Origin of the sequence: Bacillus cereus group sp. BfR-BA-01356 (assembly GCF_022663635.1) — a bacterium.
GTDB classification, from domain to species: domain Bacteria; phylum Bacillota; class Bacilli; order Bacillales; family Bacillaceae_G; genus Bacillus_A; species Bacillus_A cereus.
The window spans coordinates 12,924-28,975 of sequence record NZ_JAKUFX010000075.1; the positions used below are offsets into that span (position 1 = coordinate 12,924).

The following is a 16,052-nucleotide window of genomic DNA, read 5'->3' on the forward strand; positions in this document are numbered from 1 at the left end:
CAAAATGTTTATAATTATAATAGGCGATGTGGTTGACCGAACATCGCCTATTATATACAATAGATGATGTAGTACTCACGTCTATACAACTAAAAAATACTGTAATTTAAAGGAGATAAATTATCATGGAAAAAATCTTTAAAGTAACTAGCGACTCAGGAATTCATGCTCGTCCAGCAACTCTACTTGTAAACACTGCAAGCAAATTCGGTTCTGACATTAACTTAGAGTATAACGGAAAGAACGTTAACTTAAAATCAATCATGGGCGTTATGTCTTTAGGCATTCAACAAAACGCAGAAATTAAAATCACTGCAAATGGTGATGATGCAGCTCAAGCACTAGCAGCTATCGAAGAAACTATGAAAAACGAAGGATTAGGAGAATAATGACTCTTAACATTCAAGGGATCGCTGCATCAAGTGGGATTGCTATTGCAAAGGCTTTCAGACTTGAAAATCCTGAATTTAACATCGAAAAGAAATCAATTACAAACGAAGCTGCAGAAATTGCACGCTTAGACGCTGCGCTTGAGAAAGCAAAAACTGAATTAGAAGCTATTAAGGACCACGCATTTGCTGAGCTAGGTGCTGACAAAGCTGCGATCTTTGAAGCACATTTATTAGTGTTAAATGATCCAGAACTAGTAAACCCAGTAAAAGATAAAGTAAATAGCGAAAAAGTAAATGCTGAATTTGCAATGGATGAAGTTGCATCAATGTTTATTTCTATGTTTGAAAACATGGATAACGAATATATGAAAGAACGTGCTGCGGACATTCGTGACGTAACAAAACGCGTTCTTGCACATTTACTAGGAATTAACTTCTCAAATCCTGGTACAATTTCTGAAGAGGTAATCATCATTGCTGAAGATTTAACACCATCTGATACAGCTCAATTAAACCGTAAGTATGCAAAAGGTTTCACTACTGATATCGGTGGACGTACATCTCACTCTGCAATTATGGCTCGTTCTATGGAAATTCCAGCTGTTGTTGGTACGAAAGTTGTTATGGAGAAAATCCAAAACGGCGATATCGTTATCATTGACGGTTTAGATGGAGAAGTAATTGTAAACCCATCAGAAGAAACTCTTCGTTCGTTTGAAGAAAAGAAAGCGAAATTTGAAGAGCAAAAAGCTGAATGGGCTAAATTAAAAGACCAAGCTACTGTAACAAGTGACGGACATCACGTTGAGCTTGTTGCAAATATCGGAACACCAAATGATGTACAAGGTATTATCGATAATGGCGGAGAAGGCGTTGGCTTATACCGTACAGAATTCTTATACATGGGCCGTGACAATCTTCCAACAGAAGAAGAGCAGTTCGAAGCGTATAAAGCAGTTCTTGAAGGTGTAAAAGAAGGTCAGCCAGTCGTTGTTCGTACACTTGACATCGGTGGAGATAAAGAGCTTCCATACTTACATTTACCAAAAGAAATGAACCCATTCTTAGGATACCGTGCAATTCGCTTATGTCTTGATGAGCAAGATGTGTTCCGTACACAACTTCGTGCATTACTTCGTGCTAGCGTATACGGTAACTTAAAAATTATGTTCCCAATGATTGCAACTCTTGATGAGTTCCGTCAAGCGAAAGCGATTTTATTAGAAGAGAAAGCGAAACTTGTAGAAGCGGGTACAACTGTTTCTGATTCTATTGAAGTTGGTATGATGGTTGAAATCCCAGCTTCAGCAGTATTAGCAGATCAATTCGCGAAAGAAGTTGACTTCTTCTCTATCGGAACAAATGATTTAATCCAATACACAATGGCTGCAGACCGTATGAACGAACAAGTATCATACTTATACCAACCATATAACCCATCTATTTTACGTCTTGTAAAAATGGTTATCGATGCTGCTCATAAAGAAGGCAAATGGGCTGGTATGTGTGGTGAGATGGCGGGCGATTCACTTGCTATCCCATTATTATTAGGATTAGGTTTAGATGAGTTCAGTATGAGTGCAACATCTATTCTTCCTGCAAGAACACAGCTAAGCAAGTTGTCAAAAGCAGAAATGGAAACATTAGCAGAAAAAGCATTAATGATGTCAACTGCTGAAGAAGTTGTTGAACTAGTTAAAAGCATATAATTAATAAAAAAACCTGAGTCGATTTGAAATCGGTCTCAGGTTTTTTCTATGAGAAAAGTAAATCTTATTTGCTTACTATCGAGGATAAGAGACAGAATTAGATAGCGATTGCAACGATATCGGTTGGGCATACACGTAAAATACCAGTAAAAGTATTTCGATTTTGATTGTTCTTATCGTCTTTATTGTTATCTTTGTTGTCTTTGTCATTACGAGCTAAAGCAGAGAAAAGAGCAACACCGTTAGCGAAACCTTCAAAAATAACATTGTTGAATGTGCCGTTACCTCTAATGCTTAAAAGAGAAAGTTCTGTTCCAACTGAAATGTTAGCAAGTACGTTACATACAGCTGGTTGTTGTGGTCTAACCTCTCTCTCTCTCTCTTTCTCGCGATGGTCGCGCTCTCTTTCATGATGATGACATTCTCTAAAGTTATCACAGCATCCAAATGATCCAAACATAATCCTCATCACCCCCTTCACACTTATAATCTATGTAAGTTCGGTAGTTAGTGACTGGACAGAGAGTGGAATTTTTTCTAGGGGATTTTCTCATTTTAAATGACTAGCTGGGTGTTTAGTATGGAATGATGTTTAAAATAGGGGGAATATAACAAAAAATGTAAAAACCACCGAAATAAATGAAATGGGTAGCCTTTACACTTTTTTACTTTTATATAAAACGATGATATATACAGGAAGAGCTAGGAGTAGTGGTACAATGGATCGTGCAGTATGTTTTTCTGATTCTAATTGGAATGCTTCTTCTTTTGGAAATTGTAAAATGGAGATGTTTGCGGCATCACCAATAAAATATAGAAGCAGTACAGTTACTATGTAACATAAAAGTGCGATAAAGCTTCCGTATGAACTCAATGAAAATCCCTCTCTTGTTATCTATTTGTTATCATTGTATCACAATTGTAACAAAAATACACGGGTATATTTCAACGCCTTAACAAAATTCGACACGAAACGTCACGTTTATTTATGAGAAGGGAATAGAATATACTTTTCCATAAGTATAAATGTCGAATGATTTGTAGTAATATTACAAAAGTATGACAGGGAATAAAAAAACGAAGGCAATGTAGTTGCCTTCGTTTTTTATTATTTTGCCCACTCGCTCACTTGCTCTACGCTCATGCGAGGTGCAGGGTGGCCTTTTAAAGTTGATTCACCAATTGTAATAAGCATAATTGGAACGTAACGAGATGAAACGTTAAATTCGTCTGTCAGTGCTTGTGGATTGAAGCCACCAATAGCACAAGTATCCCAACCAGTTGCTTTAGCTGCAAGCATAAGTTGCATTGCTGCTAAAGATGCATTTGAAAAGGCAGCATCTCTTGGGAATTGTTCACGAGCATATGCAGATTCAATATTTTTAGCTAAGCGTTCTTTTGCTTCTTCTTTCATAAATCCTTGTTCTACAATTGGACCATATACTGGCTCAACATTTTTATAAGCTTCTAAATCACCTAAAATAGCGACTACTGCAGAAGCATCAAGAATTTGTTGTTGGTTATAAGCTATTGGATGTAATCGTTTTTGTACATCTTCACCTTGAAAAACAAGGAATTTCCAGTGTTGTAAGTTCCAAGCGGAAGGTGCTTGTGCTGCTGCTTTTAAAATCTCATGTAATTCTGTAGATGAGATTTCTTTATTTGGGTTGAATGCACGTGTAGATGTGCGTTCATATAGAACGTTAAAAAAGTTGTCGTTTGTCATAATATATCCTCCAAATTGTATATAAAATTATCGGGAAAACGTAATGTATATTACTTACATTTTGTAAGTTATCGAATTTAAGAATATAATATCTTTATTTTAATTGTCAAGTTTTAAGAAATAAGCTAGGGCATTCATACAAACGATATAATTCCTATAATCATACACTAAAAAAGGAATTTATAGAGTGAAAAGGGAAGATAACATTCTCAATTAGCTTGTTAATATGTATTTCTCACAAATTAAAGTTTATTGGAGAACAGTCTTTTAAAAATATTTGTGAGGAATTCAGTAGAACAAGATATATGAAGTGAGTGAAGACTAGTGATGAACATACTACATTTTTTATTAGAGAATACGGTTTTCCAAAATGTGTTACAAGATCTGCAGTTAAATGTCCTTTATATAGAAAATGGATGTAAACATCAACAAACGATAGAAAATATCCATCCAAAATGTATGTTTATAGCAAATAGTTTTGAAGAGGGCGAACTATTATTTCAAAGAACGAAACCGCACATTATAATTATGTATGTAACAGATTATTCTCAAATAAAATATATAAAGAATATGTATACCTCGCAAAGTACATTCATTGTCATTTGGGATCAACAAATAACAAAAGAATTTACAGATGTACTTGCATTAGGAATACGTAATATTGTAATAGCCCCTGTAACTCCGCAAGCAGTGTTAGAAGAAGTGAATAAGAGTTTGTATCAACTTTCTTTGGTAAGGCAAGTTAGTTTACAACAGGAACTGCTTCAAACGATGTTTGATTTTCAAAATGATTTATTATTTATAGTAGAAGATGATGAAATTGTTGATTGTAATACAAATTTTTTAACGTTTTTCGGATATGAAAATTTGTTTGCCTATCGCGAGCAACATTTAGTATTTGCTGAACATTTTATTAGAGAAAATGGATACTACTCGACGACGCATGATATAACATGGCTAGACGATACTTTATCAAGCGGTAGAAGAATTAAGATGTCAAATTATGAAGGGGCAGTATCTACTTTTCTATTACGTGCGACACCATTGCCAGAAGATTTATCAAGATTTATTGTAAAGTGCACGGAAATTACAGAATTAGATGAAATCTATCAAGAACAAGAAAGACTTGCTATGATAGATTCATTGACAGAGATTTATAATCGTTTAAAGTTTCAACAAATACTAGAGGTAGAATGGGAAAAGGTAATACGTAATGATGAGAAAATAGCAATTATTTTATTTGATATAGATAATTTTAAAACAGTTAATGACACATATGGTCATGATTTTGGCGATTTGGCATTAATACAACTTGCAGAGCTTATGAAATCTAAAGTGGAGCAGCAACATGTATTTGCAAGATGGGGAGGGGAAGAATTCATTATATTAGTGACAAATACAGTAGAAAAGGAAGCATTTCAAGTTGCGGAATCATTACGATTCTTCATTGAAACAAAGCAATTCACTGGAATTTCGAAGTTAACAGCTAGCTTTGGAGTTGCGTTATATGAACAAGGAACTACAAGAGAAGAATTAATGCAACGAGCGGATATTGCATTATATGAAGCGAAAAAAAATGGAAAGAATCAAGTATGTGTGTATAGAAAAGAAAAAATGTGATTTTTCGCAACAAATTGTTGCGATTTTTTTTTATTGTTTGATAATAGAATAGGGGGACAATTTTTAGCGAAGGAATTATGGAGGATTAATATGATAAAAAAAGTAATGGTGGTGGCTTCACTGTCTGCTATAGTTGGCGGCGGAGTATACTATTTTCTTGTTAGCCCCAATATAAAGGAAAACACTGTATTAACAACTAAAGTGAATCCTACTATTGAATCGGAAGTACAAGGGAATATAGAAGAAAAAGAAGAGCAACAAATTGATTATGCTAGCATATCTCAAAAATTAGATCAATATTTAGTCGGAAAGCAATTCAATGGAACAGTTTTGGTAACAGATAAAGAGCATGTTATATTGAATAAAGGATATGGGTATGCTGATGTTCAAAATAAAATAGAAAATACGCCTCAAACAAAATATCGTATCGGTTCTATTACGAAAACAGTCGTTGCCACATCTATTTTACAGCTGCAAGAACAAGGGAAATTGAATATTCAAGATAATGTAAATAAATATATTCCTTCATTTCCGGAGAATAAAAATATTACGCTATATCATTTATTAACGCATACCTCTGGTTTACCTGAACACGCAAAAGGCAATATTAATGCGGCTTCTCGCTTACAATTAATTAATTGGATTGGACGTCAAAATTTAGAATTTCCTGCAGGAACAGGTTGGAGATATACAGATTATAATTATATGGTGCTTGCTTATATAATAGAACATATATCGAAAAAACCTTTAGGAGATTACATAAAAGAAAACATATTTGTAAAAGCAGATATGCATGAATCCGGTATGGGAAATATGGTACCTGGAGATGAAAATTTTACAAAGGGTTATGTGAAAAAAGATCAAGAGCTTGTACCAGCGCAGAAGTTAGGCATGGATTGGCTATATGGTTGTGGTGAGATGTATACGACAGTTGGAGATATGAAGAAATTAGACGAAGCAATTATAAATGGAAAACTTCTTTCTGAACAAAGTATACAGGCAATGTTTTCACCTTCAGCAGAACGGAAATATGCATTTAGTTTATATATATATCCAGATTATTTTCATAATCATGGTGTATTATCTGGTTGGAACACTTTCAATAATTTTAATAAAGAAAAAGGAACTTTTGTTATTTTATTTTCAAATGTGAAAAATAGTATGGATGATGACTTTAATAAAGAGTTCCGAAAGATGGTAAATGATTTATTAGAACAAAGGGGATGAGAAAATGGAACATAAAACTTTATCAATAGGTTTCATTGGGATTGGCGTAATGGGAAAAAGTATGGTTTATCACTTAATGCAAGATGGTCATAAAGTATATGTATATAATAGAACGAAAGCAAAAACAGATTCTTTAGTGCAAGATGGTGCAAATTGGTGTAATACACCAAAAGAGTTAGTGAAGCAAGTTGATATTGTAATGACAATGGTTGGATATCCACATGATGTAGAAGAAGTGTATTTTGGTATAGAAGGAATTATAGAACATGCAAAAGAAGGTACGATAGCAATTGACTTTACGACATCTACACCTACTTTAGCAAAACGGATTAATGAAGTTGCAAAAAGCAAAAATATATATACGTTAGATGCACCTGTCTCAGGAGGAGATGTTGGTGCGAAAGAGGCAAAACTCGCAATTATGGTAGGTGGGGAGAAAGAAATATATGATAGATGCTTACCTTTACTTGAAAAGTTAGGAACAAACATTCAATTACAAGGACCAGCTGGGAGTGGACAACATACAAAAATGTGCAATCAAATTGCGATTGCTTCCAATATGATTGGAGTATGTGAAGCTGTTGCTTACGCGAAGAAGGCTGGACTGAATCCAGATAAAGTGTTAGAGAGTATTTCAACAGGGGCAGCAGGTAGCTGGTCATTAAGTAATTTAGCTCCTCGAATGTTAAAAGGAGACTTTGAGCCAGGATTTTATGTAAAGCATTTTATGAAAGATATGAAAATTGCTTTAGAGGAAGCAGAAAAATTACAATTACCAGTCCCAGGCTTAAGTTTGGCGAAAGAATTGTATGAAGAGTTAATTAAGGATGGCGAAGAAAATAGTGGAACACAAGTACTATATAAAAAATATATAAGGGGGTAAACGAGGTGGACCTTCAAAAGTTTGATGAGATGATTGATACTGTACAGCGAGCTACTTGTATGCAAATTAATGAAAAACAAAAAGAAGCTTTTAAACAAAAATATGATTTTGAACCAGAATTTGAATATGGAAGAGATGAGAAGGGGCATTATGTAATTCGAACCTCAAAAAAGATGTTAGAAGAAATGGAGTTTTATTTAGCATTGAAATATGATCGTGATGGAGTGGATCTTTATATGCAAGCTGAGATTGACGGCATATTTTATGTATCTATTAGCTATGGTGAAGATGCCCTACATCTACAAGAATTGTTTCAATTTCTAGAAGAAAATAAATAAAAGTCCTCAAATGAGGACTTTTATTTATTTAGTCATCTTTAATTTTTATAATTATAAGTTAGAAGCCCGGCGGCATCGTTCAACCGGGAACGGGATAATTTGTGCGATATGATTAGAACCAAATTGTTTTGTACGAGCATGGCGTATTATATAAAAAGCACACAGAATTGAAACAGGAATAGCGCCGAATAAACCAAATAATAAAGCGCTTACACAAGATGCGACAAATCCTAAAACACCAATTTCTAACTCTTCCATAATAGCTCCTAAAATAACAGGAAATGCTCCACATGTAACTCCAAGTATAAGTGCGATAAGTAAGCTCATGATTATCCCCCTCTGTTTGCGATATTATTTTCCTTCTTAGTTAATTGTAGTATATCACACGTAAAACAGAATTTTCAGAAAAAATTCAAAGAATGTTCGAAAAATGCACTTGAAAAATCAAGGTGTTAAATTTGTGATGAAATGGTACTTTCAAGTAAATAAAAAATCAGGCTTATTTCAAAATGAAATAAGCCTGTTCCATAGGAGGATGTATATATGTAGAGTGAATAAAAGTTTGGAAAAGGGGGTCCAAGTCCTTTTATTCAACTAACTACCTTAATAGATTGGAACCCAGCCTTCAGTTGTCACAAAAATACGAATAGCTACAACTTGGCGATCATCTTGCAAGGTAAAATAATGTCTTGCATTTTCAGGAACAGATATTAAATCGCCTGGCTCAAGTTCAACATCAAAGAATTTCCCATCTTTACCTTCAATAGCGAAAATGCCATGACCACTGACGATAAAGCGAACTTCGTCATCTGTATGATGGTGTTCCTTTTGGAAATTAATTAATAATTCGTCAAGGTTAGGGGTGCTATTTGAAAGTGAAATTACATCATGTGCTTTATAACCACGGCGTGCTGAAACATCAGCGATTTCTTTTGAAAAAATAGCTAATATTTCAGCTTTGTTTTCATCTGTTAACGAATAATTTTCATTTAAATGAGTAGGAAGTTTAGAAATATTCCATTTCTCATATAAAACGCCTTCCTCTTGTAGAAATTTAGATACTTCCACTTCATTTTCAATACGAGTATTTACTTCATGAATACGAATTTGCGCCATTAGAAACGCCTCCCTGAATTGATAATAGTTTTATATGAAATTGGAATAAAAACTCATAAGCTTCTAATCTCTTCTTTGCATCAAAGCTATCTCGGCCCCATACAGTAATACCGTGGTTACGGATTAATACTGCACCCGAATCTCCTTGTATATGCTTTCGGAAGTTTTCTCCAAGCGTTGGGATATGGGCATGGTTTTCGATAATAGGAATGTGAATTGTTGCACCTTCTTCCCAAATATCGAGTGCTTTAATAATTTCTTGATTTTGAAGGGTGACTGCATCACTATATAAATTTGTGATGACATTATTATCGGTTGTATGAACATGAAGTACGCAACCGGCATTCGTATTGTTATAAATGTGTGTATGCAATATTGTTTCTGCTGAAGGACGTAATTCAGTCTCTAAAACGGGAACTCCTACATGATCTACTAATAGAAAATCATCTGGAGTGGTTTTTGTTTTATCTTTACCGCTTGCCGTAATAAGAAAAGTAAGTGGTTCATGACTAACCTTTATAGAAATATTACCACTTGTTGCTGGGAACCAATTTCGTGTTGTTAACTCTTTTTTTATCTCGCTTAAGTCATACCATTGACGAAAAAGTTGTTTCATGCCTTCACCTCCAACAAAAGTTTTAATTCAGCTTGCACATCTTGAAATGTTTCAAACGGTGTATAAGCAATATGATTTTCTTCACACTTTGTAATAAGAAAATCGCGAGCGAATACTTTATCAGCTTGTTTCGCGGCTTGTAAATCAGTAATAGAATCTCCAATTACAATATGAAAGTCATCTGTATCACTTAATTTACGGATTAATGATGATTTACATAATCCGCAATGATTTTGACAATGATCATCACAAGAATGAGGCCATTTAACTGTAATAAACTCTGCTGAAAAGTCTGTTTCATTACAATAAATTTGCTCTTTTGGAATGATTCCTTGTAAGAGTGGATAGACGAAGAAATCCATTCCACCTGATATCACGTAAAAAGAAATGTTATTTTCCTTTACGAATTGTATAAACTCATGAAAACCACTACGGATTTCAGCAGTTTCTATTAAAAATTGAATAATATCATCGTGCAGATTAGTAGGTATTAATTGAAATAATTGAGAAACACCTTCTTGAATGGATAGTTCTTGTGATAAAATTTTATTCTTTACTTCTTCGGCTTCTGGTGGTGCGAATTTTTCCATAATGGACATAATGTTATCATTATTTGTAATCGTGCCATCGAAATCACAAAATACTTGAATACTCATAATTTCACCTCATAAGAGGGATTTCCCCATATTTGTAGTGCACTATGCAAATTTATGTCGTCTACTTCATGGAGTGGTTTATTTTGCAAAGTAGCATCAATTGCAGTACGAAAAGCTTTACCGCCGCCTTGCGCTCCATTTGGATGTCCGTGTATCCCGCCGCCAGCATTAATAACAACATCTTTACCGAAATCTCGTACAATAAAGGGAACGAAACCAGGATGAATACCAGCAGACGGAACAGAAAAGCTCTTCTTGAAAAATGCATCGTCTTCAGTTAAATATTTTGAGATAGCAAGAGCCTCCTCTTTTTCTAGCGCAACACTTCCGTATGGAGATGGGAATAATGAAAAGTCAGCCCCAGCATAACGTAGTAGCTTTCCAAGTAATAATGGAGATGAAACTCCATATAACTTGGATGCTGAATAAGCACCACTTACAGCAGGATGTGCCATAATAGGAACTGGGATTTCATCATCTTCTGCAAGTGATTGTAGTACATCTAGTCCGTAAGCAAATACGTTAAATAATAGAATATCAGCTCCAGCTTGCACTGCACGTTTAGCATTTTCTTTTAAATCAAAAGTTCGCCCTGTTAAATTTACGGCATATAACGTTTTATGACCGTATGTTTCGTAGACAGATTGTAAAACTTCTTTTCCAGATACAATGCGTTTCGTAAGGGGTGTTAATGCATTTTCAAATAATATTTCATCATCTTTTACTATATCTACACCACCAATTGCTTGATCGCGTAATTGCGTTTTTAAATACCCAATGTTTCGTCCAATCATTCCTTTAAAAATACTCATTAAAAGGGGACGATCATGCACTTGTAAAAGATTTCGAATACCATCTATCCCGAATTTTGGACCAGGAAAATGTTTTTTTAACTCGTCTGAAAAAGTTAAGTCAATTAGTTTTACTTCGCCATCAAGTGATAGCTTTCCAAATGTAGTCGTTAAAATCGCTGGTAAATCTGGACTGAAGTTTAATAGCGGATATTCGATTTTAATAATTCCGCGTTTTACTTTTTTACGTAAATACGAATTGGTATGTTCATGTTCAGCTAATTCCTCAACATGAATGACGTTGCCTTTATGCTGCTTTAATTGTTCTTGCAATAAGTGTGGCAAATGAGTCCAAGAGCCAATTGTTAAACCGAGTGCAATTTGCTCAGCTTTTTTTTCTAAGTTATGTGAATCATCATGGATTAAATACGTCGCTATAATTCCGCTCATTGTTATAACCTCCTAGTTAAATAAAAAAACCTCTCAGCTAAGGAGAGGTTTTTTTACAACCAGCTCCTTATCTGTCAGCGTAATGCTGCGAGAATTAGCACCGTGTCTACAATTGTAGATCGGTTGCCGGGTTTCGTCGGGCTCGTCCCTCCACCTGCTCTTGATAAGAAGTATTTAGAAATGTTTAAATTTTTAAGATAACTGAATTTTGTCAGATATTTTTCGTGTTGTCAATTACTTTTTGAAAAAATTTAATTTATCAATTCGATGAATGGCTTCTCGTAATCTATTTTCTGTATGCAAGAGACCAACACGGACATACCCTTCTCCATGCTCACCAAATCCAACACCAGGAGCAACTGCGACATGTGCTTTTTCTAGTAAAATATTAGAAAATTGCTCAGAGGTATATCCTTTTGGAACGGGAAGCCATGCAAAGAATGATCCTGTTGGAATGTCTACATTCCAACCAATTGAGTGACAGGCTGAAATAAGAGCGTTTCTTCGAGATTCGTAACTATTTACAAGGTCTATTACACAAGACTGTGAACTTAATAGCGCTTCTCGAGCAGCATCTTGAACTGCACCGAATATACTAACATACATATGATCTTGTAATAGGTTAATTGTTTCAATCACACTTTCATTCCCTACAGCAAAAGCGATGCGCCAGCCAGCCATATTGAAAGTTTTTGATAATGTGTAAATTTCAATTCCTATATCTTTCGCACCATCTGCTTGCAAGAAACTAACAGGTTTTTGACCATCAAATCCGATAGCGCCATAAGCAAAATCGTGAACAACTAATATATTATGTTTATTAGCAAAGTGAATGGTTGCATCAAAAAAATCTTTTGATGCAGTAGCACCGGTAGGATTATTTGGATAGTTTAAAAACATTAATTTTGCACGCTCTGCAATAGAGTCATCAATGTTCGTATAATCTGGTAAAAAGTTATTTTCTGCAATAAGCGGCATTGTTTCAAAGTGTGCTTTTGCTAAAGCAACCCCGGATAAATAATCAGGATAACCTGGATCCGGAACGAGAATCGTATCACCGGGATTTGTAAAACAAATCGGTAATTCTACTAGTCCAGCCTTCCCTCCAAACAAAATAGCAACTTCAGTTTTTGGGTTTAATTCCACGCCGTATTCACGTTTATAGAATGTAGCCACGGCTTCCTTTAAGCTTTCATGTCCGCGAAATGGCGGATATTTATGATGAATGGTCTTTTCGGCAGCATCTTGTAAAGCTTTTACGATATGCTGCGGTGTTGGTTGATCTGGATTACCTTGACCTAGATTAATAACATCGTGACCAGCTGCAACGACTTTGTTAACTTTTGCAACAAGTGAAGCGAAAAATTGTGTTGGCAATGATGTTACTATCTCAGAAGGTTGAAATAATTTCATACTTTCCACCTCTTTTGAAAGTTGTTACAATTCTAGTGACAAATGATATAATCTTTCCAGTATTTTGTAAAGAGAAAAATAAGAATGGGGCTGAAAAAATGAAAGTCGCATGTATTCAAATGGATATTGTTTTTGGAGATGTAGAAAAAAATATTGAGAATGCTAAAAATAAAATAAGTGAAGCTATGAAGGAAAGGCCAGATGTTATCGTCTTACCAGAACTATGGACAACAGGATATGATTTAACGAGACTTTCTGAAATTGCAGATAGGGATGGAGTGGAAACGAAAGAAAAGTTAATAGAATGGGCGAAGCAATATGATGTACATATTGTTGGTGGGTCCATAGCAAAGCAAACAGAGCAAGGCGTTACAAATACGATGTATGTTGTAAATAATGAAGGACAGTTAGTCAACGAATATAGTAAAGTACATTTATTTCAGCTTATGGATGAACATAAATATTTAATAGCTGGTAATGGTACGGGCGAATTTAAGCTAGATGATGTTGAATGCGCTGGAACAATTTGTTATGATATTCGTTTTCCAGAGTGGATGCGTGTTCATACTGCTAAAGGGGCAAAAGTATTATTTGTTGTAGCAGAATGGCCATTAGTTCGTTTAGCACATTGGCGTTTGCTATTGCAAGCAAGAGCAGTTGAAAATCAGTGTTATGTTGTTGCGTGTAATAGAGCAGGAAAGGATCCGAATAATGTGTTTGCAGGTCATTCTTTAATTGTGGATCCTTGGGGTGAAGTTGTAGTAGAGGCGAATGAAGAGGAATCAATTTTATTTGGAGAGCTTGTATTCGAGAAAATTAGAGAAGTACGAAAAGGAATTCCAGTTTTTGCGGATCGTCGTCCAGAATTATACAAATAAAATGTTGACAAGTGATTTTTATTCTTGGTATAGTCATCAACATAAAGTTAAAAATTCAAAAAATTATACAACTCTTATCAAGAGCAGGTGGAGGGATTTGGCCCGATGAAGCCCAGCAACCGACCGTAATACCATTGTGAAATGGGGCGTTTATTACGCCAAAAGGCACGGTGCTAATTCCAGCAGAAAGTAAAACTTTCTGGCAGATAAGAGGGGAGAAGATAAACTTCAAACCTCTTTCTTAGTGGAAAGAGGTTTTTCTGTGTTAGAAAAACCTCTGAATTTAAAAAGGGGGAGAAGACGATGGGATATTATTCATTAACAGAAATAACAGCTGTACAATATGCGAAAGATCATGGTTATTTTGAAGAGAAGGCAAATGTCATTTGTCATGAAATTGGAGATGGAAACTTAAATTACGTGTTCAAATTAGATGATGGAGAGAAATCCATTATAATAAAACAAGCACTGCCTTATGCTAAAGTAGTTGGTGAAAGCTGGCCATTGTCTATAAAAAGAGCAACGATTGAAAGCAAGGCATTACAAATTTTTGCGCAGTATGTACCGGATTATGTTCCAGTAGTGTACAGTCATGATGAAGAGTTAGCGATAACGGTAATAGAAGACTTATCAAGACTAACAATTACAAGAAAAGGATTAATAGACGGAGAAGAATATCCGCTTTTATCCCAGCATATTGGTCGTTTTCTAGCACATGTTTTATTTTACACTTCAGATTTTGGTTTACAGTCAGAAGAGAAGAGGATACTAGAAGGTACCTTTGTAAATCCGGACCTATGTAAAATTACAGAGGATTTAGTGTTTACAGATCCTTTTGGGCATTATGATACAAATGATTATGAGCCAGATTTACAGCTCGTGGTTGATGAACTTTGGAGTGATAAAACTTTAAAACTAAAAGTAGCACAATATAAATATAAGTTCTTAACAAGAAAAGAAACTCTTATTCATGGTGATTTACATACTGGTAGTATTTTTTCGTCACCTTCTGAAACGAAAGTGATTGATCCAGAATTTGCGACATATGGCCCATTTGGATTTGATATAGGTCAATTTATTGCAAATCTATTATTAAATGCTTTATCTAGAGAAGAAGAAAAGAGAAGTGTACTATTTTTTCATATAGAAAAGACGTGGAGTTATTTTGTAGAGACTTTTACAAAGTTATGGATTGGGGAAGGTGTAGAAGCATATACGAAAGAAAAACAATGGTTACCAATTATTTTGCAAAATATCTTTACTGATGCTGTTGGATTTGCCGGATGTGAACTAATTCGTAGAACAATTGGTTTAGCTCATGTAGCAGATTTAGATGAAATAGAAAATAAAGAAACAAGAATTCAAGCTAAGAAACAAGCGCTATCCTTAGGAAAAGAACTAATAAAATATGAATCTAAAAGTGCTGATATTCAACTGTTTCGAACATTATTTCAACAGACAGTTTCAAGGGGTGTAAAAGCATGAGTACAATTGTTACTGTTCCGAGATCTGTAAGTTGGAAAGGTGATGCAATTGCAGTATTAAATCAAACGAAATTGCCACATAGCACAGAATACAAAACATTAACGACTATTGAAGGGGTTTGGAAAAGTATCATAATGTTAGAAGTACGTGGAGCGCCTGCAATTGGAATTGTAGCTGCATTTGGCTTGGCGCTTGCAGCGAAAAAATATAATAATTTACATATCGAAGAATTTCAAAAGAAGTTTAATAGAGACTGTAACTATTTAGGGACATCACGCCCAACGGCAGTAAATTTATTTTGGGCAATTGATCGTATGAGAGAATCTATTCGAGAGATTACTACAATAAAAGAAGCACAAAAAATATTAGAAGAAGAAGCGCTTCGCATTCAACAGGAAGATGAAGAGGTGTGTCGAAATATTGGGGAATATGCGTTAACATGTTTTAAAGATGGCGATAATATTTTAACAATCTGTAACGCTGGAAGTATCGCAACTGCCAGATATGGAACTGCATTAGCTCCCTTTTATATTGGAAAAGAGAAAGGTGTGCGTTTACATGCATATGCGTGTGAAACGAGACCAGTTTTACAAGGTGGTCGCTTAACGACGTGGGAATTGAAGCAAGCAAATATTGATGTGACCCCATGCCCATCAACTTAAGAGTGAGCACAACCTGAGCTTTCGACTCATCGGATCAAAACATTCCTAAAATAAAAGCATACTCTTAAAAATAAGCATCTCAAATAAACC

Annotated in this window: 17 protein-coding genes, 1 pseudogene and 2 riboswitches; of the genes and pseudogenes, 9 read left to right on the forward strand and 9 right to left on the reverse strand. The window is 34.9% G+C overall.

What is annotated here, in order from left to right; all coding sequences use genetic code 11:
• Nucleotides 1-125: 125 nt before the first annotated feature.
• Both ptsH and ptsP read left to right on the forward strand, forming a co-directional pair.
• Entirely contained in the window at nt 126-389 is a 264-nt protein-coding gene (ptsH, locus tag MR168_RS21560) for a phosphocarrier protein HPr (RefSeq protein ID WP_000411080.1), read from the forward strand.
• On the forward strand, nt 389-2,101 hold the full coding sequence (gene ptsP / locus MR168_RS21565) for a phosphoenolpyruvate--protein phosphotransferase (protein WP_000174207.1): 1,713 nt from the start codon (nt 389-391) through the stop codon (nt 2,099-2,101). The genes ptsH and ptsP overlap by 1 nt, the downstream gene beginning before the upstream one ends.
• Before the next feature lie 97 nt (nt 2,102-2,198).
• Here ptsP and MR168_RS21570 read toward each other — a convergent pair whose 3' ends face one another.
• From MR168_RS21570 to MR168_RS21580, 3 genes are all read right to left on the reverse strand, one after another.
• Entirely contained in the window at nt 2,199-2,561 is a 363-nt protein-coding gene (locus MR168_RS21570) for a DUF3915 domain-containing protein (RefSeq protein ID WP_000468040.1), read from the reverse strand.
• Nucleotides 2,562-2,756: 195 nt separating this feature from the next.
• On the reverse strand, nt 2,757-2,975 hold the full coding sequence (locus tag MR168_RS21575) for a hypothetical protein (RefSeq protein ID WP_000100485.1): 219 nt from the start codon (nt 2,973-2,975) through the stop codon (nt 2,757-2,759).
• Between the two features lie 234 nt (nt 2,976-3,209).
• Nucleotides 3,210-3,827 (reverse strand): nitroreductase family protein, encoded by a 618-nt coding sequence (locus MR168_RS21580; protein WP_000180387.1) that lies wholly within the window; start codon nt 3,825-3,827, stop codon nt 3,210-3,212.
• Nucleotides 3,828-4,154: 327 nt separating this feature from the next.
• On the opposite strand from MR168_RS21580, the gene MR168_RS21585 reads away from it, so the two are divergent.
• The 4 genes from MR168_RS21585 to MR168_RS21600 all read left to right on the forward strand — a co-directional run bounded on the left by MR168_RS21585 (nt 4,155) and on the right by MR168_RS21600 (nt 7,895).
• Nucleotides 4,155-5,447, forward strand: coding sequence for a GGDEF domain-containing protein (locus MR168_RS21585; protein WP_001023185.1), 1,293 nt, complete (start codon nt 4,155-4,157; stop codon nt 5,445-5,447).
• Nucleotides 5,448-5,537: 90 nt separating this feature from the next.
• Nucleotides 5,538-6,674, forward strand: a complete 1,137-nt coding sequence (locus MR168_RS21590; RefSeq protein WP_140159290.1) for a serine hydrolase — start codon at nt 5,538-5,540, stop codon at nt 6,672-6,674.
• A 4-nt stretch (nt 6,675-6,678) separates the two neighbouring features.
• Nucleotides 6,679-7,557, forward strand: coding sequence for an NAD(P)-dependent oxidoreductase (locus tag MR168_RS21595; protein ID WP_000400431.1), 879 nt, complete (start codon nt 6,679-6,681; stop codon nt 7,555-7,557).
• Between the two features lie 5 nt (nt 7,558-7,562).
• Nucleotides 7,563-7,895 (forward strand): DUF3909 family protein, encoded by a 333-nt coding sequence (locus MR168_RS21600; RefSeq protein ID WP_000365620.1) that lies wholly within the window; start codon nt 7,563-7,565, stop codon nt 7,893-7,895.
• 51 nt (nt 7,896-7,946) lie between these two features.
• On the opposite strand, the gene MR168_RS21605 is transcribed toward MR168_RS21600, so the two are convergent.
• From MR168_RS21605 to MR168_RS21630, 6 genes are all read right to left on the reverse strand, one after another.
• Complete coding sequence (locus MR168_RS21605; protein ID WP_000054661.1) at nt 7,947-8,222, reverse strand: hypothetical protein; 276 nt, start codon at nt 8,220-8,222, stop codon at nt 7,947-7,949.
• Nucleotides 8,223-8,498: 276 nt separating this feature from the next.
• The gene (locus MR168_RS21610) at nt 8,499-9,011 is read right to left on the reverse strand and encodes a 1,2-dihydroxy-3-keto-5-methylthiopentene dioxygenase (RefSeq protein WP_000057313.1); all 513 of its coding nucleotides are present in this window, start codon (nt 9,009-9,011) and stop codon (nt 8,499-8,501) included.
• Nucleotides 8,989-9,627 carry a methylthioribulose 1-phosphate dehydratase gene (locus MR168_RS21615; RefSeq protein ID WP_000811341.1) on the reverse strand — a complete coding sequence of 213 codons (639 nt, stop codon included), beginning with the start codon at nt 9,625-9,627 and terminating at the stop codon, nt 8,989-8,991. The genes MR168_RS21610 and MR168_RS21615 overlap by 23 nt, the downstream gene beginning before the upstream one ends.
• Complete coding sequence (locus MR168_RS21620) at nt 9,624-10,283, reverse strand: 2-hydroxy-3-keto-5-methylthiopentenyl-1-phosphate phosphatase (protein WP_000027461.1); 660 nt, start codon at nt 10,281-10,283, stop codon at nt 9,624-9,626. Before MR168_RS21620 ends, MR168_RS21615 begins: the two co-directional genes overlap by 4 nt.
• Nucleotides 10,280-11,524, reverse strand: coding sequence for a 2,3-diketo-5-methylthiopentyl-1-phosphate enolase (gene mtnW / locus MR168_RS21625; protein WP_000014180.1), 1,245 nt, complete (start codon nt 11,522-11,524; stop codon nt 10,280-10,282). Before mtnW ends, MR168_RS21620 begins: the two co-directional genes overlap by 4 nt.
• 64 nt (nt 11,525-11,588) lie before the next feature.
• Nucleotides 11,589-11,694, reverse strand: a riboswitch (SAM riboswitch).
• Nucleotides 11,695-11,758: 64 nt separating this feature from the next.
• The gene (locus MR168_RS21630) at nt 11,759-12,937 is read right to left on the reverse strand and encodes a pyridoxal phosphate-dependent aminotransferase (protein ID WP_000765515.1); all 1,179 of its coding nucleotides are present in this window, start codon (nt 12,935-12,937) and stop codon (nt 11,759-11,761) included.
• 14 nt (nt 12,938-12,951) lie between these two features.
• Between MR168_RS21630 and MR168_RS21635 the strand changes: the two genes are divergently transcribed.
• The 3 genes and pseudogenes from MR168_RS21635 to MR168_RS21645 form a co-directional block, all read left to right on the forward strand.
• Complete coding sequence (locus tag MR168_RS21635) at nt 12,952-13,815, forward strand: carbon-nitrogen family hydrolase (RefSeq protein WP_016123295.1); 864 nt, start codon at nt 12,952-12,954, stop codon at nt 13,813-13,815.
• Between the two features lie 71 nt (nt 13,816-13,886).
• A riboswitch (SAM riboswitch) is annotated at nt 13,887-14,028 on the forward strand.
• A gap of 90 nt (nt 14,029-14,118) precedes the next feature.
• Complete coding sequence (mtnK, locus tag MR168_RS21640; protein WP_000542682.1) at nt 14,119-15,300, forward strand: S-methyl-5-thioribose kinase; 1,182 nt, start codon at nt 14,119-14,121, stop codon at nt 15,298-15,300.
• Nucleotides 15,297-15,944 (forward strand): annotated as a pseudogene (locus tag MR168_RS21645) (s-methyl-5-thioribose-1-phosphate isomerase); the annotation flags it as partial. The gene mtnK and the pseudogene MR168_RS21645, both read left to right, overlap by 4 nt.
• Nucleotides 15,945-16,052: the final 108 nt, after the last annotated feature.

Bases quoted from the DNA above. Each gene is read 5' to 3' on its own strand.
- MR168_RS21570 (WP_000468040.1), bottom strand. From the start codon at position 2,561: ATGTTTGGATCATTTGGATGCTGTGATAACTTTAGAGAATGTCATCAT.
- ptsP (WP_000174207.1), top strand. From the start codon at position 389: ATGACTCTTAACATTCAAGGGATCGCTGCATCAAGTGGGATTGCTATT.
- MR168_RS21580 (WP_000180387.1), bottom strand. From the start codon at position 3,827: ATGACAAACGACAACTTTTTTAACGTTCTATATGAACGCACATCTACA.
- MR168_RS21605 (WP_000054661.1), bottom strand. From the start codon at position 8,222: ATGAGCTTACTTATCGCACTTATACTTGGAGTTACATGTGGAGCATTT.
- MR168_RS21630 (WP_000765515.1), bottom strand. From the start codon at position 12,937: ATGAAATTATTTCAACCTTCTGAGATAGTAACATCATTGCCAACACAA.
- MR168_RS21595 (WP_000400431.1), top strand. From the start codon at position 6,679: ATGGAACATAAAACTTTATCAATAGGTTTCATTGGGATTGGCGTAATG.
- ptsH (WP_000411080.1), top strand. From the start codon at position 126: ATGGAAAAAATCTTTAAAGTAACTAGCGACTCAGGAATTCATGCTCGT.
- MR168_RS21585 (WP_001023185.1), top strand. From the start codon at position 4,155: ATGAACATACTACATTTTTTATTAGAGAATACGGTTTTCCAAAATGTG.
- MR168_RS21610 (WP_000057313.1), bottom strand. From the start codon at position 9,011: ATGGCGCAAATTCGTATTCATGAAGTAAATACTCGTATTGAAAATGAA.
- MR168_RS21620 (WP_000027461.1), bottom strand. From the start codon at position 10,283: ATGAGTATTCAAGTATTTTGTGATTTCGATGGCACGATTACAAATAAT.
- mtnK (WP_000542682.1), top strand. From the start codon at position 14,119: ATGGGATATTATTCATTAACAGAAATAACAGCTGTACAATATGCGAAA.
- MR168_RS21615 (WP_000811341.1), bottom strand. From the start codon at position 9,627: ATGAAACAACTTTTTCGTCAATGGTATGACTTAAGCGAGATAAAAAAA.
- mtnW (WP_000014180.1), bottom strand. From the start codon at position 11,524: ATGAGCGGAATTATAGCGACGTATTTAATCCATGATGATTCACATAAC.
- MR168_RS21590 (WP_140159290.1), top strand. From the start codon at position 5,538: ATGATAAAAAAAGTAATGGTGGTGGCTTCACTGTCTGCTATAGTTGGC.